The organism is Pontibacter sp. 13R65 (genome assembly GCF_047525655.1).
Lineage (GTDB): Bacteria > Bacteroidota > Bacteroidia > Cytophagales > Hymenobacteraceae > Pontibacter.
In genome coordinates, this window is the sequence record NZ_JBLIQL010000041.1 from 1 (window position 1) to 19,052 (window position 19,052).

The following is a 19,052-nucleotide window of genomic DNA, read 5'->3' on the forward strand; positions in this document are numbered from 1 at the left end:
AGACTCGTTAAGGGTAAATATTCGGAGCGGTTTGGTTCTTTATCATTAGTAGTTTGCATACTAGAATAAAGAGCCGGCCGCTCTGTTTTGTTCCTACTACTATATTTTCAGAATAAGCTTTATTAGATGTTAAGTATAGGATGATAGATTTCTGTAAAACGTAGGAAAAAATCGAAAAGAGGCAATCTGAAGAATTCAACCACCATTTAAGAAGTCAGCCATGGAACCTATTTAAAACCAACATCAAATTATTCTAATGAAAATACCCTTCCGGAGGTTTTTGAGGCTTAGCGGCAATAGGGGGGAGCTTCAGTACTTAAGCTATCTAGGGAGATCATATGTTCTAAAGGAGCTATAAATAAAGCAGAACATTGGTTGTATGTTGGCAAAGTTGTTAATTTGTGGTGTGGTGTTTGATGCTTGCTTCAGAAGCACAACACCTCACATTGCTTTTTAATTTTTGATGTTATCATGAAAAACCTGTTACTGCTGCTGTTTTTGTTTTCGTTACACCAACAAGGGCTGGCACAGGCAACTCCATCGGCTACCTCGCCGGTACAACAAGCAGTTCCTGTTAACTTAAATGCAGCTGTTGGCTGGCGCTCTCCTGAAACAAAGGAAGGCGTAGCACTCTATATTGCCATGCAGCACAAAGCAGCTTATTCCAAATTTAGAGAAGCTGTCGCAAAAGGAGACCGTGACGCCTATTATTTTATGGGCCGTATGCAGCAGCACCGGGAGTTACGCTCTAATTTAGCCTTGAGCGATTCGGTAGAACTTAAAAACCCTGAAGTATACTTTGCCGCCAACCGCGACTCTGCCCGCTATTTCTATACAAAAGCGGTGCAGGGCAACTGCCTGCTGGGCCATTTGGGTTTAGCCGAACTGATGACCCTGAAAAGTGTGGACGATGAGGAGCAGTTCAAGCGCCACATACGAAGTGCCTCTGTCGATATCAAAGAAAAGGCCGTGGCGGGCGATGCTTTCTGCAACCGCATTTTAGGCAGCATGTTCTACAATGGTTTTGGAGAACGGGAAGACAAAGCAAAAGCTTTTCAGTATTTCAGTAAGGCGGCCGCACAGCATGATGTAGTGTCGTATGGCTATTTGGGTAGCCTTTACATGGAAGGAGACGGTGTAGCTCGTGACAGAGACAAAGCATTTAGCTGGTTTAAAAAAGGAGCCGAGGCCGGAGACCGAGAAGCCTGCTATTCGCTGGGCTTGTTCTACGAGGAAGGCCAGCGAGGAAAATCTGACCTGAAAGAAGCCATAAAATGGTATATGCGTGCCATGAACAAAGGCAGCATGATGGCCTATGAGCAGCTGAAACAGCTAGACGAAACTCCTAACTCCAAACTAGTGCTTGGAGCCCTTGACCGAAACGTTGACCTGGTGAGCAGAGCAGTGGAGATGGGGGCCGATATAAATTGCACAGACAATCCGCACGGCTTCGACCTCGATTTTAAAGGCAGAACCCCGCTCATGCACGCCCTGTACCTGCCGCATCTGCTCGAAGGCTACGGCACGGTATACCATCCGGAGGTAAGACTCGAAACCGTACGCTTTCTGCTGCGCAACGGTGCCAACATTAAGCAAACTGATGCTGAAGGCAAAACGCCCCTCATGTACGTGGTAAGCGGCACCCGTGTGAACACTGAAGTTTTTGAAAAGGAGCAGCTCCACCTCATTGATACCTTGTTAGCGTTGGGAGTGGACCCGAATGCAAAAGATAATAAAGGAAACACGGCCCTGCTAAACGTGCTGGAGTTTGGCAAAGGGCTTGGCCTCGCCGAAATAGAAAAGCTCCTGGAAGCGGGAGCAGAGGTTAATGCGCAAAACGAAGAAGGCAAATCGGCTTTAATGCTGGCTTGCGACCTGAACCTTAGCAACGAAATGATATTGCTGCTGCTCTCAGCCGGAGCCGACCCAAAATTGCTAGACGGTAATGGCAAGGCAGCCATACATTTCACCAAACGCGAAAATATTAAAAATATATTGCTGGCTGCCGGCTCTCCGGAGGAATAAGCTTTTCTTCCCTAAACCAAAATCACCTTTCTTAAACTTTTTTCTGCCTAACTTTGTCTTTTCAGCAGCTCCCTTTTCTGTAACAAATGAAAGGGAGCCTTTTAAAGTTTTTCCTACAGATACCCATGATCGTTCTTCAGAATACAGTTATAAGTGATGATGTACGCGACAATTTCTTTGTCTGCAATTTAGAAAAGTGCAAAGGCGCCTGCTGTGTGGAAGGGGACCTAGGCGCACCGCTTGACGAGGACGAACTGCCAATTCTGGAGCAGCACTACGATAAAATTAAGCCTTATATGAGTGAGGCCGGAAAGTTGGCAATAGCGGAGCAGGGAGTTTACATTAAAGACTGGGAAGGTGATTATTCTACCCCAACCATCGGCGACAGAGAATGTGCTTATGCCCTTTACGATGCACAGGGAACTCTGAAATGCGCTATTGAACAAGCATACCTAGCAGGCGAGATAAACTGGAAAAAGCCCATCTCGTGCCACCTTTACCCAATCCGGATAACCAAATACGAAGGCTTTGATGCCCTCAACTACGACCGATGGGGCATTTGCAGCAGCGCCTGCAGCTTTGGTGCCGACTTAGGCGTACGTGTGTACCAGTTCCTGAAGGAACCCCTTATCCGAAAGTATGGCGAAGGCTGGTACAGTGAGCTGGAACAACTGATGGAGGAAGAGATCAAATCTCCGAAGGCATAAGGGAATACCTTTAAGAATAAGGTTCGGCTTTTTTGATAACCGTGGTAGGTATAGGAGAATATACTAGAACAAAATAAAATCAGGACGATGGTCTGCTAGCAGAAAGTTTTAAAACAGAGCAGTGCATACGGCAAGAGAAGTCATAAAATTAAAAAGCCCAGGCATATTTGCCTGGGCTTTTTAATTTTATGTTTATTTTAAAGAACTGAAATCGAAGGAATCTAAAAAAGCAGTGGTAAAGTTACCAGCTTTAAAATCCGGGTCGTCCATCAGCTTCAGGTGAAAAGGTACAGTGGTGTTGATACCTTCTATCACAAATTCGCTGAGTGCTCGCTTCATTTTCACCAGTGCCTCCTCCCGGGTCTGCGCACTCACAATCAGCTTGGCTATCATGGAGTCGTAGTTCGAAGGGATGGTATAGCCAGAATAAACGTGTGAGTCTACGCGAACGCCATGGCCTCCTGGCATGTGCAGGTTAGTTATCTTGCCTGGCGACGGTCGGAAGTTGTTCTTCACGTCTTCGGCATTAATGCGGCACTCAATCGCGTGCATTTTTGGATAGTAGTTTTTGCCAGTTAACTTATGGCCGGCCGCTACTTTTATCTGCTCCTTAATTAAGTCGTAATCGATAACTTCTTCTGTAATAGGGTGCTCCACCTGAATACGGGTGTTCATCTCCATAAAATAGAAGTCTCTGTTTTTATCTACCAAGAACTCAATCGTTCCTACACCTTCGTAGCTGATTGCTTTGGCACCGGCTATAGCCGCCTGACCCATTTTCTCGCGCAGCTCATCTGTAATGAACGGAGAAGGAGTTTCCTCTACCAGTTTCTGGTGGCGACGCTGAATAGAGCAGTCTCGCTCCGAGAGGTGCGCTACCTGTCCGTGCTGATCTCCGATAAGTTGTATCTCGATGTGGCGCGGCTCCTCAATGTATTTCTCCAGGTAAAGGCCTTCGTTGCCAAAAGATGCTTTTGCTTCTGCGCGCGCATCATTCCAGGCTTTGCCGAACTCCTCATCGGTTCGCACAATGCGCATACCCTTGCCACCACCACCGGCTGTTGCTTTTAGTATAACAGGATATTTGCTTTTGCGGGCGATCTTCAAACCTTCTTCCAATGAGCTAAGCAAGCCATCGGAACCTGGAATGGTAGGAACACCCGCTTTTTTCATGGTTGCTTTAGCCGAAGCCTTGTCGCCCATGGAGTTGATCATTTCGGGAGTAGCTCCAATAAATTTAATGTGGTTTTCGGCGCAGATACGCGAAAATTCCGCGTTTTCTGACAAAAAGCCATAACCTGGGTGAATGGCGTCTGCGTTAGTAATCTCTGCGGCTGCAATCAGGTTGGGTATATTAAGGTAAGATAGGGCGCTGGAGGGAGGACCAATACAAACTGCTTCATCAGCAAAACGCACATGCAGGCTTTCTTTGTCGGCAGTAGAGTAAACTGCTACCGTTTTTATACCCATTTCTTTGCACGTGCGGATGATGCGAAGGGCAATCTCACCGCGGTTGGCAATTAATATTTTTTTGAACATTGTATTAATGTGCTGATTAATGGATGGGGTAATGTGCTATTGAACAATAAAAAAATAATATGCTAATGAGCATGCGATTCATACAAACAGTGGGGTGTATATTCCCATTGTAGTACTAAGTAGCACATTAGCATATCAGAATTTAGCACATTAGCTAGGATCTACCAGGAACAGAGGTTGGTCAAATTCTACTGGCGAGGCATTGTCTACGAGCACTTTCACTATTTTGCCTGATATCTCTGACTCGATCTCATTGAACAGCTTCATTGCTTCGATAATGCATATTACCTGTCCCTTTTTCACTTCATCGCCAACATTCACAAATACGGGAGACTCTGGGCTTGAAGAGCGGTAGAACGTACCGATCATAGGAGCTTTGATGGTTACGTAACGGCTTTCTTCGCTGGAAGCTGCCGGTGCTGCAGGAGTTGCGGCAGGAGCTGGAGCCGCGCTTGCTTGTGGGGCAGGAGCAGGGGCGTGATGCTGTATAGGGGCGGCGGCAGCCGAGTCCTTTACATATTTCACTTTCTGATCGGGGTCACGCTTAACCGATATCTTAAACTCTTCTGTTTCGATGTTAACTTTGTTCAGGCCAGATTTGGCGATGAAGTCGATAAGGTCCTGGATTTCTTTAGCTTTCATTGTTATTTTACTCTCTCTGCGTAAGAATAAGTTCGTGTGTCTACTTTTATTTTTTCGTCCTGGCCAATAAACAACGGTACCTGAATAGTGGCTCCTGTTTCTACGATGGCTGGTTTAGATGCGTTAGTGGCAGTATCTCCTTTAATTCCTGGCTCTGTGTAGGTGATGGTAAGTTCCACAAAAGGAGGAAGTTCGCAAGTAAGAGGAGTTTCGGTTTCGGCATGGAAAAGAATGGTTACTTCTTGTCCTTCTTTCATCAGGTCAGCAAACGGAACTAGCTTATCATCCAGGGCTACCTGCTCAAAAGTGTTCATATCCATGAAGTTATAACCAAAGTCGTCTTTGAATATGAACTGGTGAGGACGCTGTTCAACGCGGGCAGTCGTAATTTTATGACCGGCAGAAAATGTGTTGTCTATAACTTTTCCGGTCTTGATGTTTTTCAGTTTTGTTCTTACGAAAGCTGGGCCTTTGCCTGGTTTCACGTGCTGAAATTCGGTTACAACATAAAGGTCGTTGTTGAATTCCATGCACAAGCCATTTCTGATGTCAGCTGTGGTTGCCATAGTATGTTTGAGTAATGTAGTAAATATATAAAGAGATAAAAGTATAGCCGAAATTGCGGTCTTGCAAGCAAAGTTAGTTAATAACCTGAAAATGTTGCTAAAAATAGAGGAAATCCTTTTTTCTGCATAGTACCTTATGGAGCTTTTAGAGCTGCCTAAACGCTGGTGCAGGGGGGAGGTAGCGGAGTGAAAGAGAAGATACGCAGTACAGATAGAAGTCTCTTGCAAATAGCAGCTACAAGACTTTCTGACAAGCCTGTATAGGAGCAACCTAGGTGCTATTATTCAAAAGACAAGTCCTGATCCTATTTACTTATAATGGTGATGTCAGCATTATTAAGTAGTTATATAAAAAAGTTAAATAACTAATGGTAGTTTGTTTAAAATTTTGTATTCTTATATAAATTAGTGTCATCAGGACGTTAATCAACCTTTTTTTTAAATTGATTGTTTGAATAATTATATTTTATCTCCTTGCTGTAGGTATTTAGTGTAGGATTTAAATAGTGTTGCAACAGAGGACAGCTGGATGTGGGTTTTACCTGGTGCCATAATAAAAAGTTATAATCGCCGGCTACATAAGATGATATAAAGAGATAAAGAACGCGACAGTAGCAGAAGCGGCAATAAATAGAAGATTTAGTAACCTGATTTTTAGACCTGTAAAAAGCAATATATGAGTGTGTTATCTGCTGTATTAACTAATTCTTATAAGCGGAACAGGAAAAAAAGAAGAAAAAAATACCAGATATTTGAACCATAAAGGGTGTTTTTTTCATTTCTTATTCAACAAATGACTGAAGCTGGCAACAAATGAGGATTTGTATTTATTTTACTGCTAGTGAATAAATTAGGTAACTAAGATTTGTAATTTAATAAAAAGTCATTTAGATTGCATTTATCCTGTTAATCGGGAAATATTGGGCATTGATATTATAAATATAAGCCAATATCTGTACAAGAATTGGTAATAAGCTTTTTGAATTAAACTGTCTGCCATCTAAAAAATCGCCAATGTTAGATATCATCAACTTCATCGCACTTTCTGGAGTTTTTAATGTTTTATTTTTCTGGTATGCCTCAACTAAGATGAAGTCTAAGGCTGATCCTATTAAAACACTTATTGTTTCTTTTGTCTTTTCTATTCCTTTGTCGCTTCTTTTGATTGGTGTTTATACCACCATGTTGATTTATGCTATCAAAAGTGGTGCAAGCGAAGATGCCATGTGGGAATACATGGAGCAGGAAGAACTGCAATAGAGGCTATTCTGCAGTTTGTTTCTTTTGCCTTTGTAAAAGGCTGAAGAATGCATGTGCTGGCATTAGTTTAATTCAGAAGCTAAAACGTAGTAAATCGGGCTTATTAACTATAGGTGTAAAGCAGCTATAGTTAATAAGCCCGGGTTTTTTTGTGCCCTCCTGCTCTAAAAGGCTTTTGAGCGTCTGGTAGGTCTTCTTCATTAGAATAATTTAGTTTTAGGTAGTTGACTCCAGGAAGTGAAAGTTTTAAAACCTGAAAGATAATATATTAACATACTCTCAGAGTTCCATACTTTTTAGAATGCTGTCAATTTGTGTAGAAAGGAGTGGAAGCCTGCTCACCAACTAAACTGCTCCTTCATTTTGGCTGGTAGTAAAAGTACCTGCCTCCACCTGGGAGCGTACAAGCCGAGCCTGTTTTAAAAGGCGCTTGGAGGGCAGTTATATAGAGTGAAGTAAACCAGTTTTTATAATGGTGATATGGACTCTATGTTGAGTTAGAAGTCAGTTGCCAGAAAACAGATGCTGCTTTTTCATGTTTTTTTTCTATTTAGATAGAGAAATCACAGCTTTAAACATTTTTTTTCGTAAGAGATAGGCACTTAGCAACTTAAAATTAGAAACTTATGAAAAAGAACTGGATCAACATCTTTGCTGCCGCTTGCTTAGGCTTAACTTTTAGCCTGTCTTCTTGCAGTAGCAACGAAACTACTGGCGGAGAAACCGGTACCACCACCACCGACGATATGTCAACTGATGATACCATGATGGATGATACTGCTACTATGGGAACCACCGCCGGTACTACTACTGGTATGACTACCGGAACAACCACTACAGGTACCACAGGCACTACTGGAACCACCACCACAGGTACGACTGGCACTACGGGGACAACCACTGGCACTACCACAACAGGTACAACTGGCACTACGGGTACTACAGGAACCACTGGTACAGGATCTACAGCCGGAAGAACTTCTACGGGTACCACTTCCGGCACCACAGCAGGAACAACCTCCGGAACAACTGGCGGCACTACTACTGGGGGAGCTACCACAGGTACTACCGGCACAACTACAAACTAATATACCTCCATAAAACAGAAAAGGCAGCCTTAATATTAAGGCTGCCTTTTCTGTTTTATGGAGAGCTTAAAGGAATGTTACCGGCTTCCGGCACTGCTACCTACGTCCTGTCCTCCATCTTCCACACTTGTGCCACCCTGCCGGCCACCTTTCTGAGGTTTTATTCCTCCGATTTCACCAGCCTGTGCCTTTTCTTCAGTTACCTGTTGACCCTCCACGGGACTTATATTCGGCACTTTATTGCCTTCATTTATCGTGTTGTCTGTGTTCTCGTTTTTGAGTTTATCATTTTCTTTGTTAGTCATCATCTTGTGCTTTTAGTTATAAACATTAACAAATAAAAGGCTAATACCTTTCATCAAAATCGCGGTGTCTACTTTCGTCTCTTCTATTACCACGGCTGTCATACCTGTCCATTCTGTCCTGGTTCATTTTGCCGCTCAATGGGTTGTAGAACCGGCCTGCATCAGGATCAGAGTTGCGGTCGCCATCGTAGCCAAAGCTGAGAGAGCCCGCCATGTTGCCATAGTTTTCGTTTGGTCTGTGTCGGTAGTTATCAGGGCCGTAATCGTTGTTGAAGTTGCTGCCAGGTCCGTAATTTTCGCTCCTGTAAGAGCTTCTGTTATTACGGTGGTTAAATTGATCTTCCTGCTGGCGGCCGTAGTTACTACCCTGATTGTAAGAGTTTCGGTTGTTCCAGTCGTTGTTGCTATTGTTGTAGCTGCGGTTCTGAAACTGGTTACGATCTCTATTGTGGCTACTTCTTCGCTCGTCTTGCCAGTTACTTCTCTGGCTGTTTTCTCTATCAAAGCCATTCCAGGTGGTTTGGTCGTGGTGATCGCTGGTAGTATCCAGCCGATAAGCGCCTCTGTAGCTGTCTGGGCCCTGCCGCCTGTGTTGCTCCCCTCTGTTATCGTAATCTCTTTCTTTGTAGCTTCTATTGCTGTAGTCTCGGTTATCTCGCTCGTTGTTATTCCAATTATTTCTTTCCATAGCTGAATTGGGTTTAATCATGTCTTTTCTTTTAACGGCTGTTAGGAACTGAAGTTTAAAAAAGCCTTTTTTAGAAGCTGGCATTATAATTTTAACCTAAATGCAGTATGCTTTCGTAAAACAGGGAATAGAATTAATACTGTACAACCTTAAAATCGAAGCTATGAGACAAAACAGAGATGATAACCGGGAAAACAGAAACAGACGGCAAGACGAGGAGCCGCATTTTCTCCACCGTCAGCAGCATGGGCATAATTCCGATCGTGGCAATTACACCACCGACTCCCATTTCCATCCGGGAACCGGAAGAGCCTTCGATAAAGATTTTTACGATCAGCGTACCTTTAATTCTAATGCTGACCAAAGCTATTCTTACCCGCAGGGGCGATTTCAGCCTGGAGGGGCGACCTACAGCGGCGAGGATTTCAGCCGGGACCAGCGCTCCAGCAACGATAACCCCTATGGCATGTCGTACACCCGAGGTGATGACTATAACTCAGGCCGCCACTACGACTCCCGGGCAGACTACAGCAACTCCGACTACGATGATATGAGACAAGCCGGAAGACCTTCTGAGCACCGTGGGATGGCAGATGAACGATTTGGCCATGAAGTGCGCAGGGGAGGCGACAACAGATTTATGGGCCATTCTTCTCCTGGAGATTACGAGTCCTACCGCAGGTACGAGCAAGGCAACAACATGTACGACAACGATTATAGCGGTGGATTTGCTGGCCGTAACTTTACTGAAGGAAGACAGCACTTTGGTGAAGACACGAGCTATAGCAATCTGGATCGTTGGAACGATCACAGCGATCGCAGAAACGACCGAAGCAACCAGCATCGCGGCGACCGACGGTAAGTGCCGCTAATTACTAAGGCACACAAAAGCCTACAAGGCTTTCGTGTTTTGTAACAACTGATCATATAAATTATGAGAGATAACAGAAATAATTATAACGACGATTATAACCGCAGATACGAAGGGGATCATCAGAGGAGACCATCCGGAAGGTTTGGTTACGGGAACAATGAGTACAGAACGGATCTTGGTCAGGAAGAAGAAAGCCACTACAGGCAACACCCCGGCGACAGATACAGCAGGAGGGATGAGCGGAACTTTAACAATGGGTCTCGCAATGACTATTATAACCGCATGTACGATACCTCTAACTATAACGCCATGCCGCGAGGCGAAGAATATGGCCGTCCAGTAGGCAGAGGCGATGACTTTGGCGATAAAGTGCGTCATTTCCCACTCGACGATGAGCCGTTTAGAGAAGAGCGCAGGCACCTGCGCTACAACATGGGCTATAATCCAAACTACGATAATCCGGAAGAAGGCGATCGCTATCGCGACTTCGATAGCCGCGGCAACCATGGCTACCGGCACGATGCTTCTTACGGTACATCCGATGAATTTCGCGATTTCGGAAATGACCATTATGGCGAGTCTAACAGGCAAGGTAGAAGGGGAGACCAATACCCCTACAACAGGTAATGAAGACGATCCATTAAGAAATCTTGTTTAAGGAGTCATAAATAAAGATCAAACTTCTGTTTGAAAAAGCCGCAACACCTGTTGCGGCTTTTTTTTCCACTTGATACTATGTAAAGCCTTGATCTTAACGTAATAAAAATGCTCTGGAAGGCAATTAATGTTAGCAGAATTGGTTGCAGGGTGTTCCTGGCTGGCAAAGAAATTTAATGTGAAGCGATTATTTGGAATTTAACTTACTATGTCGTATGTTTACATCATACATCATACTATTATGACCTTTACCAAAGCAACCGCCTTCAATGCAGACCAGCAGGAGATAGCCAAGCTGGCGAAAGTGCTGGCCCACCCGGCCCGCGTAGCTATTCTGCAACATCTGGCACAAACAAAAAGCTGCATTTCCGGCGATATTGCCCAGGAGCTGCCGCTTAGCCGTACTACCGTTTCGCAGCATTTACAGGAACTGAAAAGCGCCGGCCTTATTAAAGGTGAGATAGCGGGCTTAACAGTTTGCTATTGTATAGATGCTGAAGCCTTTGCACATGCTAAAGCAGTAGTGGAGCAGTTTCTTGCCTCCATTACCTCCTGCTGCAGCGACTCTGATTGTTAAAATTTCATTTCACCATTAAATTAAAAAAGGATGAACCAGGCAACTTTCCCGCGCATGCATGTGAGTTTGTATGTGGCGGATATTCAGAAAACCATTCGTTTTTATTCTGCTTTTTTTGGGCAAGAGGCAGAGAAGATTAAGCCCACGTATGCTAAATATGTTTTAGCAAGCCCTTCACTAATAATCTCGTTTGTGGAGAACCAGGAGCGGGTGCAGCAGCACTTTGGCCATCTTGGTTTTCAGGTGGAAACGTTGGAGGAGCTAAACAACTACCTGAAACGGGCAAAGGACCAGGGGCTGGAAATACGGGAGGAAATAGGCACCAACTGCTGCTACGCTTACCAGGATAAGTTCTGGGTAAATGACCCGGACGGGGTGCAGTGGGAGGTGTATTACTTTCATCAGGATGCTGATTTTAACGATCCGCACTACGAGTTGCAGGAAGCAAGCGCCTGTTGCATGCCTGCTTCTGTTGATAAACCTGCCATACAATTAGCTTCGCTTGATTTCGTAGTAAAAGAAGATGCCTGCTGCACACCGGGCACCGGCTGCTGCTAAATCCCTGTTTTGCCTGCTTAAGATGGTACATGGCCTGACCCACAGCAAGGCAGAAAGCCCTCGGGAAGGGTATTTTCATTAGCAGAATTTGTTATTGCCGTAGGTGCTCCCGTTTTCACCTCCTTTTCCTTTAGAAGGATCTAATAGAAAAGGAGGTGATTACTTGCGGTTAGATTCAAAAACAGCGACGCGTTTATACAACTTGCCTTTTTCTGCTTTGGAAGAAAGAAAGAGCGCAAACCTCATCAGGTTGTACTGGTTAGACAGGTCTGCAATGAGATCGGGAATTCCATCGCGGTCCAGGTCGCCTGCCCAATGCAATACGTAAATCGAATTGTCCAGCATTTCGTCTTGGCTGAGCACCTGCTCTAGCTTTTTTCCATTTTTGATGCCTGCTATTTTCCAGCCATACTGCTTATAGCTGTAGTTGGTGGAGTCGGAGAGGGTACTGTCGCCAAAGGCAGTGAGGGTAAATTGCTTGCCTTTGAAACGAAGTGGGAGCTGCTGACCTGGTTTAAGTACGGCACTATCGTAGGCGGCAGTATCTACGGTGCCTGGCTTAATATCATCTAACCCGTTTATAAAAAGTAGTGTGCTGCTGTCTTTCCCGATCACTTGCCGGCCCGAAATCACTTTTCGGCCCTCTTCGTTTACCGCCTCAGCATCGCGCACCGGGTCGTAAGCGGCTTCAATTTGCAGGGAGGTATTACGGATTTCGTACTTTCCGTTAGCAAAAACGAGTCCTATCCAATCCTTACTTTCTGCTCCTGCCCAAACTTCTTCTTTATGAAAAAGGCCTTCTACTAATATCTTTATAGGTGTGTCTGGCTCGGGGCTTAAGTTTGTGGTGTCTACGGCAAATTCTGTAGCAGTTACTGAGTCTGGTATAGAGTACACAAAATCGTAATCTTCAGAGGTGCGGGCCTGTGCTGTATCTACCATGTGGGCATGATCTGTATCGGTTGCCACATTATCTGTGGCCTTATTGCAGCTCAGGAGTGGCAGTAAAAAAAGCAAAACCGTAAAGGATCGCAAAGTGGGCATATGCTTTGTGTTATGTGATAGGTGGGGCAGTAATGCAAAAGCCAGGCTAAGGTGCCTGGCTTTTAATATTATGTAGGCATTAGAGCAACTTACTTATCTTGTCTTTTAAGCCTGCCGATGCCTCTACCAAAGGCAACCGAACCGCGGCAGAGCAAACCCCGAATCGCTCGAGCACGGCTTTTACTCCAACTGGGTTGCTCTCTTCGTACATAAGCGGGTTTATGTCTACAAACTGATAGAGCAATTTGGCTGCTTCTGTAAAATTTTGGTTTAGGCCATGCTGCACCATTTGGCAGAATTTTTCGGGGAATGCATTTGCCAAAACCGAGATAACGCCCACAGCGCCAAAAGAGAGCATAGGCAGGGTCATCAGATCGTCGCCACTGATGAGTACAAAATCTTCGGGTGTGTGTTTGGCAATAAGCATGCACTGCTCCATGTTGGCAGAGGCTTCTTTAATGCCCACAATGTTTTCGTGCACCGCCAGCTTCAGGGTAGTGTCTGCAGTTATGTTGCTGCCGGTACGGCTGGGCACGTTATAAAGCACCACTGGCACCGGCGAGTGATTGGCAATCTGGATATAGTGCTGGTAAATTCCCTGCTGCGAAGGCTTGTTGTAGTAGGGGCTTACCGAAAGCAAAGCCGCTATACCACTCAGGTCTTTCTGCGCAATTGTTTCTAGCACATGGTGGGTGGAGTTCCCGCCTATACCGTAAACCAAAGGCAGCTTGCCATCTACGTGTTTCTTTATAAAAGTTAATATTTCTGCTTTCTCGGCCACAGATGTTGTAACCGACTCAGCTGTAGTACCATTAACGACTATATAATTTACGCCACCCTTTATAGTAAAATCAAGTAGCTTACGTAGTCCTTCATAATCAACGGCAAAGTCCTTTGTGAATGGTGTTACCAGGGCTACGCCAGTACCTCTCAAAATATCCTGTATCATGCTGATAGAAAAATAAAAGCAGGGCAGTGCCCTGTAAGGCTGCAAGTTTAGCTTTTTTTAGCTGAAATAAAACAGGTTTAGGTACAGATTATGTAATTATTAACGAACTTCTTTATAAATGTACAGGAGAGGCAGCAGGGGCATCTACTGAATGTTATTTTCCTCAACCCATTTCAGGAACTGCTCCTTATATACTTCGCCCACTGGTATTTCTTTGGAACGCACCCGTATGCGGCTTTTTTCGATGCTGTCTATTTTCTGGAGCGCCACAATAAATGAGCGATGCACCCGCAGGAACTTGTTGGAGGGCAGCTTCTCCATCATCTTGTTCATAGAAAGCAGCGTAATTATTTTCTGGTCTTTGGTCTGGATGATGATGTAATCTTTGAGGCCCTCAATCCAGAGAATATCCTGAAAATCTACTCTGATGGTTTTGTAATCAGCTTTTACAAACATAAAATCCTGCTCGATCGCGGGGGTAGCTGGAGCGGGTGGGGCAGATGCCTTAGAGTTATTGTTGTGGCTGAAATGCAGTCTTTCCTGCGCCTTGGTAACCGCCTTGAAAAATCTGTCGAACGGAATAGGCTTGAGGAGGTAATCTACCGCATCGTGGTTAAAGCCTTCGAGGGCATAGTTCGGATAAGCTGTCGTGAAGATAATCAGGGGCTGGTGCTTCAGGATATTCAGGAACTGAAGACCGGTGAGCTCCGGCATCTCAATATCCAGAAACATGAGGTCTACCTGCTCTGCCTGCAGCACTTGCATCGCCTCGGTAGCGCTGGAGCAGGTCTGAACCAGTTCCAGAAAGGGGAGCTTCCGGATATAGCTTTCAATTATATCGAGTGCGAGCGGCTCGTCATCTACCGCAATGCAGCGTATGGTCATAGTCTTATTTTTTAGGTTGGGAGTAAATTTTTAACGTAGCGTAAAAAATGCCCTCTCTCTCCTCCAATTTTAGCTCATGCCGGTTAGGGTACAGCATGCTGAGGCGCTGCTTCAGGTTCTGGAGTCCTATGCCGCCAAAGCCTTTCTTCTTATGCGNTAAAAAATGCCCTCTCTCTCCTCCAATTTTAGCTCATGCCGGTTAGGGTACAGCATGCTGAGGCGCTGCTTCAGGTTCTGGAGTCCTATGCCGCCAAAGCCTTTCTTCTTATGCGTACTAATGTTGTTGATGGTACTGAACTGCAGGTATTCTTTTTCAACCTCCAGGTTAATGATGATGCCGATCTCATTTTTACTTACCAAGCCGTGCTTAAACGCATTTTCTACCAGCGTCATGAGCATCATAGGGGCTACCATAATGCCTGTAGTGTCGCCCGTTATATTAAACTGAATGCTGGTGTGCTCCCGCAGGCGCAGTTTCTGGAGATCTATAAAGTTAACTATATTTTCGACTTCTTTCTGCAGTACTACCTGCGAATCGTTGCTTTCGTAGAGCATGTAACGCATCAGCAGCGAAAGCTTCATTATGGCATCCGGTGTTTCGGGCGACTGCTTGTAGGCAAGCGAATAAATATTATTCAGGGTGTTAAACAAAAAGTGCGGGTTTACCTGCGATTTAAGGAAGGCCAGTTCTGCGGTTAATTTCTGTTTTTCGAGTTCTTTGTTGCGACTTTCGTTGCGGATGTAATTGCCTGTTACCTTCAATGCTGAGCTGATAAACACAATCATCAGGCCGGCCACCATGTACTGCAAGATGCGTTCATATGTGTACGGAGCCGTCATTTTGGGGTTAAACTCCCGGAACAGGTAATAATCGATAGGGGGACGGATGAGCGCCACCAGCAGCAGGATAGCTAATACTAGCCCAATGTAAAGCAGAATCCGATTGCGGGCCAGGTAGCGCGGAATGAGCACATACCAGTTGGAGTAAAAAATCACCATATGAAACAGGAGTCCGCTCACCACATCTGCGGCCTTATACAGTGTAAGGCTGCCTCTGGAGTACAGAAAGTAAATAATCCAGATGATAAAAATTAGCCAGCCTACAACGTGTAGCGCTATCTGGTATCGCTTTTTCATAGGAACGACAGGCAGTGCGAAAGGTAAGGTGCTCAAGGTCCGGTTCTGCTAGAAGTTGTTATAATCTATGGAAGCAGCTGTAAAAAGCTGTTTCTTTTGAAGTATTCAGGTATTTCAATTATTCTAATGAAAATTGCCTTTCGGAGCCCTTTACTGCTTTTAAAGCACTAGGGTACAACCAGGCTACAGCAGAAAAAATACTTTTTAATTTGCCCTACATCTTGAGACAATTCTTCTAAGCACGTTAAATAGGCAGGCATTCTGTGCCACTAAAGATAAAGAATGTACAGCATTTTTGCGGTAGGTGTTTGTGCTCCCTCTACCAACCTGCCTAACTTATCTGCCAGGGCCACTTTTGTACGGATCAAAACCACCCTGGCAGATAAATATACTAGCTGATCATCTCCAGAAACTGCTCTTCTGACAGAATGGTGATGCCGAGTTTGTTCGCTTTTTCCAGTTTGGCTGGCCCCATTTTTTCGCCAGCCACCAGGTAGTTTAGTTTGGCAGATATAGAGCTAACCACCTTGCCGCCGTGGGAGGCAATAAGGCTCTGCAGCTCTTCGCGGCTCACACTCTGAAATACACCTGAGATCACAAAAGTTTGGCCGGCAAGCGTTTCGCTTTGCAGAAAAGTGGCTGTAGCGGTAGACTTTAACTGGAGCCCGGCTGCTTTCAGGCGCTCAATGAGTTGCACATGCTCCGGGTTCTGGAAATACTGCTGAATTGACTGCGCAATACGTGTTCCGATTTCGTTTACCGCTACCAACTCCTCTGGCAAGGCCCCTCGCAGCGCATCTATGTCGGTAAAGTGTTCTGCCAGCTTTTTTGCTACGGTACTGCCCACATAACGTATGCCTAGTGCAAACAGCACCCTGTCGTACGGCGCCTCCTTCGACTTCTCCAAACCTGCCAGAATGTTATTAACCGATTTTTCTCCCATGCGCTCAAGAGAAAGCAGCTGTTCGGCCGTCAGGTCGTAGAGGTCGGCTACGTTGTGCACGAGTCCACGCTGGTAGAGCTGTTCAATGGTTTCGGGACCTACGCCATCTATATTCATGGCTTTGCGCGAGATAAAGTGTTCGAGCTTGGCCTGAATCTGGGGTGCACAACCTTCCTCGTTGGGGCAGTAAAAGTGTGCTTCTCCCTCGGTCCGGATAAGGGGCGTGCCACAAGCCGGGCACTCGGTAGGGTAGGCAATAGGAGCACTGTCGGCAGGTCGCTTCTCAAAATCGACACCGGTGATTTTCGGAATTATCTCTCCGCCCTTCTCTACAAACACCGTATCACCCAGGCGGAGGTCGAGGCGCTGTATCTCGTTGGCGTTGTGCACCGATGCCCGCTTGACCACGGTGCCAGCCAGAAGCACCGGTTGCAGCAAGGCCACTGGCGTAACAGCTCCTGTACGACCCACCTGATACTGTATGCCCTGTAGCCTGGTGGCGGCGCTCATAGCCGGGTACTTATAAGCAATAGCCCAACGCGGACTTTTGGCCGTAAATCCCAGCTCCTGTTGCAGGGCAAAGCTGTTCACTTTTATAACCACACCATCCGTAGCGATAGGAAGCTCGAACCGTTTCGTCTCCCACTCTTGTATGTAAGCCAGCACCTCGTCTATGTTCTGGCAGGTGCGCCAGGTAGGCGATACCTGGAAACCCCACTGCTTTATGGCCTCCAAACTATCGGCATGGGATTCGAAAGGGTTGGGGGAGCAATGAAAGCTGTAAGAAAAGCAACCAAGTTTGCGGCTGGCTACAATAGCAGAGTCTTGCTGCTTTAAGGTGCCGGAGGCCGCATTGCGTGGATTTGCCAGCAGTTGCTCGCCTGCTTCCTCGCGGTCGGCGTTTAGCTGCTCAAACACGGGCAAGGGTAAAAACACTTCTCCACGAACTTCAAACAGTGCTGGCAGCTGCTCGCCATGCACCCGTAGCGGCACATCCCGAATGGTGCGCACATTGGCGGTAATATCGTCGCCGCGTGTGCCATCGCCACGGGTAGCGCCCTGCACAAAGTTGCCGTTTTCGTAGGTCAGGCTAATGGCCACACCGTCGAACTTTTGCTCTACCACGTATTCTACCTGTTCGCCAATGGCTTTCTGAATTCGATTGTCGAACTCCCGCAAATCTTCTTCTGAATAAGTGTTGCCCAGTGAGAGCATCGGGTATTTATGAAACACCGTTGGGAAGTTTTTGGTAATAGTGCCTCCCACACGTTGGGTAGGGGAGTTTGGCTCTTTTAGCTCCGGGTACTGCTCCTCCAACTCCTGTAGTTGTTTTAACAGCCGGTCGAACTCAAAGTCAGAAACTTCAGAAATGCTGTTCTGGTAATATTGGTAATTCAGGTGATGAATGTATTGCGTGAGCTGCTGTATTTCTATAGCGGGGTCTTTCTCTGTGGCCATGGATTTAGGAAACTTATATGCCGGTAAAAATATCAAAAACAGCCGGAGCGAGCAACGCTGTAAGCAAGAGAATGGCCGGCTTCTGTAAATTGATTTAACTTTAACCAGAAGAGGCTGCTCAGTAGCAGCCTCTTCTGGAAGAGTGGTTCTGGCTATGGTAAGCCAAGCTGCAAAAAGGCAGCCACTCGTAATCTAGCTAGCTCAAATCAATGACTGGCTTACTTAAGAATGACGCCGTCGGCAATAAAGCTGAGTTCTTCGCTAGGAGTGTTGATGGCATTTATTTCTTCTGCTGATTTTCCGGCATCTTCGGCGTAGTGTTTTCTCTCGGCTACTGAAACGGTTTTTTTCTGAGCCGTGCCTGTAAACACTACTTGCCTGCCACTCAGGTCTTCTACAGGCAGAAAGAAGTCGTAATCCCGAAACTTAACTTTCATGGTGCTGTTATCGGCCAGCTTTACATCCATCCAGCAGCCTTTCGCCTGGCAACTTTCCACAATTTCGGCGGCAACCGTAGCTTGTACAGAGTCGGTTTTGGCAGCGGTCTGCTGCAGCTCTGCCACTGTGATCACATTTTCTTCTGCAAAAGCTTCTCCGTATACGTTTCCTGCTGCTGGAGCCTCTGTTTGAGTTGCCGTAGCCTCAGTCATGTCTTGTTCTTCTGTTTGGTTGCAGCTATATAAAGCCAACGCTGCACAAAGTGTTAGGTAGTGAAATTTCATATGTATGCTGATGAAGATTACAAAGTTAACCTTAGCCGCACCAGGTTCTTTGGTTACGGATGTTGCTGGCAAGCTCTTGGTAAATATAAGGTTTGTTGCCGAATGTGAAAATAGAATTGTCTGCTGCTCTAAGAGCTCCGTAAGATTTCAATTAGGATTCGTCCGGTGGCAATTGGAGTATTAAAGGTCGCCTGTCGCACTTTCTGTCATTCTGTGAGGATCCTGAGAGCAGAGGCTGTTGGTAGAGTTTAGTCTAAGTTTGCATAGCCACTTGTAAAGCTCTGAAAGAAATAAGAGCCTATATATTAAAGTGTATTCTGATTAATTGTTATTGATTTTCCTAAAGGAGGTTCGCAGGTTGTGTAAACCACAAGCGACCATCATAATTCTGTCACGGGCATTCTGTACGCGTAGCCTTATTTTCTCTT

General features: G+C 45.7%; 19 protein-coding genes. 8 read left to right on the forward strand and 11 right to left on the reverse strand.

The features are described from left to right. Positions 1 to 471 precede the first annotated feature (471 nt). Both ACMA1I_RS22785 and ACMA1I_RS22790 read left to right on the forward strand, forming a co-directional pair. Positions 472 to 2,025 (forward strand): ankyrin repeat domain-containing protein, encoded by a 1,554-nt coding sequence (locus ACMA1I_RS22785; RefSeq protein WP_337070801.1) that lies wholly within the window; start codon positions 472 to 474, stop codon positions 2,023 to 2,025. A gap of 125 nt (positions 2,026 to 2,150) precedes the next feature. Beyond that, the gene (locus tag ACMA1I_RS22790; RefSeq protein ID WP_337070802.1) at positions 2,151 to 2,732 is read left to right on the forward strand and encodes a DUF3109 family protein; all 582 of its coding nucleotides are present in this window, start codon (positions 2,151 to 2,153) and stop codon (positions 2,730 to 2,732) included. A 192-nt stretch (positions 2,733 to 2,924) separates the two neighbouring features. On the opposite strand, the gene accC is transcribed toward ACMA1I_RS22790, so the two are convergent. The 3 genes from accC to efp form a co-directional block, all read right to left on the reverse strand. Beyond that, positions 2,925 to 4,271 (reverse strand): acetyl-CoA carboxylase biotin carboxylase subunit, encoded by a 1,347-nt coding sequence (accC, locus tag ACMA1I_RS22795; protein ID WP_337070803.1) that lies wholly within the window; start codon positions 4,269 to 4,271, stop codon positions 2,925 to 2,927. Between the two features lie 150 nt (positions 4,272 to 4,421). Further along, positions 4,422 to 4,913, reverse strand: a complete 492-nt coding sequence (gene accB / locus ACMA1I_RS22800; protein ID WP_337070804.1) for an acetyl-CoA carboxylase biotin carboxyl carrier protein — start codon at positions 4,911 to 4,913, stop codon at positions 4,422 to 4,424. Positions 4,914 to 4,915: 2 nt separating this feature from the next. Beyond that, positions 4,916 to 5,479, reverse strand: a complete 564-nt coding sequence (gene efp, locus ACMA1I_RS22805; protein ID WP_337070805.1) for an elongation factor P — start codon at positions 5,477 to 5,479, stop codon at positions 4,916 to 4,918. Between the two features lie 1,014 nt (positions 5,480 to 6,493). Between efp and ACMA1I_RS22810 the strand changes: the two genes are divergently transcribed. After that, on the forward strand, positions 6,494 to 6,739 hold the full coding sequence (locus ACMA1I_RS22810) for a hypothetical protein (protein ID WP_337070806.1): 246 nt from the start codon (positions 6,494 to 6,496) through the stop codon (positions 6,737 to 6,739). Between the two features lie 626 nt (positions 6,740 to 7,365). Then, positions 7,366 to 7,827 carry a hypothetical protein gene (locus ACMA1I_RS22815; protein ID WP_337070807.1) on the forward strand — a complete coding sequence of 154 codons (462 nt, stop codon included), beginning with the start codon at positions 7,366 to 7,368 and terminating at the stop codon, positions 7,825 to 7,827. Positions 7,828 to 7,904: 77 nt separating this feature from the next. On the opposite strand, the gene ACMA1I_RS22820 is transcribed toward ACMA1I_RS22815, so the two are convergent. Then, the gene (locus tag ACMA1I_RS22820; RefSeq protein ID WP_337070808.1) at positions 7,905 to 8,135 is read right to left on the reverse strand and encodes a hypothetical protein; all 231 of its coding nucleotides are present in this window, start codon (positions 8,133 to 8,135) and stop codon (positions 7,905 to 7,907) included. Between the two features lie 37 nt (positions 8,136 to 8,172). Further along, a complete protein-coding gene (locus ACMA1I_RS22825) occupies positions 8,173 to 8,820 on the reverse strand; it encodes a hypothetical protein (RefSeq protein ID WP_337070809.1) in 648 nt (215 codons plus the stop codon). Between the two features lie 163 nt (positions 8,821 to 8,983). On the opposite strand from ACMA1I_RS22825, the gene ACMA1I_RS22830 reads away from it, so the two are divergent. The 4 genes from ACMA1I_RS22830 (at position 8,984) to ACMA1I_RS22845 (ending at position 11,486) form a co-directional block, all read left to right on the forward strand. After that, complete coding sequence (locus ACMA1I_RS22830; RefSeq protein WP_337070810.1) at positions 8,984 to 9,682, forward strand: hypothetical protein; 699 nt, start codon at positions 8,984 to 8,986, stop codon at positions 9,680 to 9,682. Between the two features lie 72 nt (positions 9,683 to 9,754). Next, positions 9,755 to 10,321, forward strand: a complete 567-nt coding sequence (locus ACMA1I_RS22835) for a hypothetical protein (RefSeq protein ID WP_337070811.1) — start codon at positions 9,755 to 9,757, stop codon at positions 10,319 to 10,321. A 271-nt stretch (positions 10,322 to 10,592) separates the two neighbouring features. Then, positions 10,593 to 10,928 carry a metalloregulator ArsR/SmtB family transcription factor gene (locus ACMA1I_RS22840; protein WP_337070812.1) on the forward strand — a complete coding sequence of 112 codons (336 nt, stop codon included), beginning with the start codon at positions 10,593 to 10,595 and terminating at the stop codon, positions 10,926 to 10,928. A 30-nt stretch (positions 10,929 to 10,958) separates the two neighbouring features. Next, positions 10,959 to 11,486, forward strand: a complete 528-nt coding sequence (locus tag ACMA1I_RS22845) for an ArsI/CadI family heavy metal resistance metalloenzyme (protein WP_337070813.1) — start codon at positions 10,959 to 10,961, stop codon at positions 11,484 to 11,486. A gap of 159 nt (positions 11,487 to 11,645) precedes the next feature. Here ACMA1I_RS22845 and ACMA1I_RS22850 read toward each other — a convergent pair whose 3' ends face one another. From ACMA1I_RS22850 to ACMA1I_RS22875, 6 genes are all read right to left on the reverse strand, one after another. Next, complete coding sequence (locus ACMA1I_RS22850) at positions 11,646 to 12,530, reverse strand: hypothetical protein (RefSeq protein ID WP_337070814.1); 885 nt, start codon at positions 12,528 to 12,530, stop codon at positions 11,646 to 11,648. A gap of 79 nt (positions 12,531 to 12,609) precedes the next feature. Then, complete coding sequence (gene dapA, locus ACMA1I_RS22855) at positions 12,610 to 13,479, reverse strand: 4-hydroxy-tetrahydrodipicolinate synthase (protein ID WP_337070815.1); 870 nt, start codon at positions 13,477 to 13,479, stop codon at positions 12,610 to 12,612. A gap of 144 nt (positions 13,480 to 13,623) precedes the next feature. Further along, on the reverse strand, positions 13,624 to 14,364 hold the full coding sequence (locus ACMA1I_RS22860) for a response regulator transcription factor (RefSeq protein ID WP_337070816.1): 741 nt from the start codon (positions 14,362 to 14,364) through the stop codon (positions 13,624 to 13,626). A gap of 126 nt (positions 14,365 to 14,490) precedes the next feature. Further along, positions 14,491 to 15,501 carry a sensor histidine kinase gene (locus ACMA1I_RS22865; RefSeq protein WP_414703971.1) on the reverse strand — a complete coding sequence of 337 codons (1,011 nt, stop codon included), beginning with the start codon at positions 15,499 to 15,501 and terminating at the stop codon, positions 14,491 to 14,493. A gap of 391 nt (positions 15,502 to 15,892) precedes the next feature. Next, positions 15,893 to 17,902: an NAD-dependent DNA ligase LigA gene (gene ligA, locus ACMA1I_RS22870; RefSeq protein WP_337070818.1), complete on the reverse strand. Its 2,010-nt coding sequence runs from the start codon at positions 17,900 to 17,902 to the stop codon at positions 15,893 to 15,895. Positions 17,903 to 18,120: 218 nt separating this feature from the next. Further along, positions 18,121 to 18,624, reverse strand: coding sequence for a DUF4920 domain-containing protein (locus ACMA1I_RS22875; protein WP_337070819.1), 504 nt, complete (start codon positions 18,622 to 18,624; stop codon positions 18,121 to 18,123). Positions 18,625 to 19,052: the final 428 nt, after the last annotated feature.

Bases quoted from the DNA above. Each gene is read 5' to 3' on its own strand.
- ACMA1I_RS22785 (WP_337070801.1), top strand. From the start codon at position 472: ATGAAAAACCTGTTACTGCTGCTGTTTTTGTTTTCGTTACACCAACAA.
- ACMA1I_RS22790 (WP_337070802.1), top strand. From the start codon at position 2,151: ATGATCGTTCTTCAGAATACAGTTATAAGTGATGATGTACGCGACAAT.
- accC (WP_337070803.1), bottom strand. From the start codon at position 4,271: ATGTTCAAAAAAATATTAATTGCCAACCGCGGTGAGATTGCCCTTCGC.
- accB (WP_337070804.1), bottom strand. From the start codon at position 4,913: ATGAAAGCTAAAGAAATCCAGGACCTTATCGACTTCATCGCCAAATCT.
- efp (WP_337070805.1), bottom strand. From the start codon at position 5,479: ATGGCAACCACAGCTGACATCAGAAATGGCTTGTGCATGGAATTCAAC.
- ACMA1I_RS22810 (WP_337070806.1), top strand. From the start codon at position 6,494: ATGTTAGATATCATCAACTTCATCGCACTTTCTGGAGTTTTTAATGTT.
- ACMA1I_RS22815 (WP_337070807.1), top strand. From the start codon at position 7,366: ATGAAAAAGAACTGGATCAACATCTTTGCTGCCGCTTGCTTAGGCTTA.
- ACMA1I_RS22820 (WP_337070808.1), bottom strand. From the start codon at position 8,135: ATGATGACTAACAAAGAAAATGATAAACTCAAAAACGAGAACACAGAC.
- ACMA1I_RS22825 (WP_337070809.1), bottom strand. From the start codon at position 8,820: ATGGAAAGAAATAATTGGAATAACAACGAGCGAGATAACCGAGACTAC.
- ACMA1I_RS22830 (WP_337070810.1), top strand. From the start codon at position 8,984: ATGAGACAAAACAGAGATGATAACCGGGAAAACAGAAACAGACGGCAA.
- ACMA1I_RS22835 (WP_337070811.1), top strand. From the start codon at position 9,755: ATGAGAGATAACAGAAATAATTATAACGACGATTATAACCGCAGATAC.
- ACMA1I_RS22840 (WP_337070812.1), top strand. From the start codon at position 10,593: ATGACCTTTACCAAAGCAACCGCCTTCAATGCAGACCAGCAGGAGATA.
- ACMA1I_RS22845 (WP_337070813.1), top strand. From the start codon at position 10,959: ATGAACCAGGCAACTTTCCCGCGCATGCATGTGAGTTTGTATGTGGCG.
- ACMA1I_RS22850 (WP_337070814.1), bottom strand. From the start codon at position 12,530: ATGCCCACTTTGCGATCCTTTACGGTTTTGCTTTTTTTACTGCCACTC.
- dapA (WP_337070815.1), bottom strand. From the start codon at position 13,479: ATGATACAGGATATTTTGAGAGGTACTGGCGTAGCCCTGGTAACACCA.
- ACMA1I_RS22860 (WP_337070816.1), bottom strand. From the start codon at position 14,364: ATGACCATACGCTGCATTGCGGTAGATGACGAGCCGCTCGCACTCGAT.
- ligA (WP_337070818.1), bottom strand. From the start codon at position 17,902: ATGGCCACAGAGAAAGACCCCGCTATAGAAATACAGCAGCTCACGCAA.
- ACMA1I_RS22875 (WP_337070819.1), bottom strand. From the start codon at position 18,624: ATGAAATTTCACTACCTAACACTTTGTGCAGCGTTGGCTTTATATAGC.